This is a genomic window from Pseudomonas sp. GM79 (assembly GCF_000282495.1).
In the GTDB taxonomy this organism is placed as follows: Bacteria; Pseudomonadota; Gammaproteobacteria; order Pseudomonadales; family Pseudomonadaceae; genus Aquipseudomonas.
The window spans coordinates 1-676 of record NZ_AKJE01000067.1 but is presented as its reverse complement, the minus strand read 5'-3'; the positions used below and the strand labels follow the sequence as shown (position 1 = coordinate 676).

General features: G+C 62.6%; 1 protein-coding gene and 1 pseudogene. Both read left to right on the top strand.

The window, feature by feature from the left end:
* Window positions 1-461: MBL fold metallo-hydrolase (locus PMI36_RS11140; protein ID WP_008073125.1), on the top strand; the 461-nt coding region annotated here is incomplete at its 5' end.
* Between the two features lie 127 nt (window positions 462-588).
* Window positions 589-676: pseudogene (locus tag PMI36_RS31495) on the top strand (pyrroloquinoline-quinone synthase PqqC); the annotation flags it as partial.

Below are 676 nucleotides of genomic sequence, written 5' to 3'. Positions count from 1 at the left end.
GCCCGAACCTGCGCTTCACCCCGCTGCCCTTGCGTAGCGCCGCGCCACCTTACTCGCCGCACCGCTTCGACCCGCATCCGGGCGACAACATCGGCCTGATCGTCGAAGACCTGAGCACCGGCGGTAAACTGTTCTATGCACCGGGCCTGGGCAAGGTCGACGCAGCGCTGCTGAAGATCATGGCCAGCAGCGATTGCCTGTTGGTGGATGGCACGATGTGGGACGACGACGAAATGCAGCGCCGTGGCGTCGGCACGCGCACTGGCCGGGAAATGGGCCACCTGGCGCAGAACGGCCCTGGCGGCATGCTCGAAGTGCTGGAACAGCTGCCCAAGCAACGCAAAGTGCTTATCCACATCAACAACACCAACCCGATTCTCGATGAGGATTCGCCAGAGCGTGCGGAGCTGGCCCGTCGCGAGGTTGAAGTGGCGTATGACGGCATGAGTATTGTGTTGTAGCGGATGGCACCATCGCGGGCAAGCCACGCTCCCACAGTAGTTCGCGTAATCCTGTGGGAGCGGGCTTGCCCGCGAAGGCGTCAGACCAGACACCAAAGAATCCACCGGTTGTACCCGGAGAACAGCAATGACTGACACCGCAATGCCCCCCGCCGAATTCGAAGCGGCCCTGCGCGCCAAGGGTGCCTACTACCACATCTATCACCCGTATCACG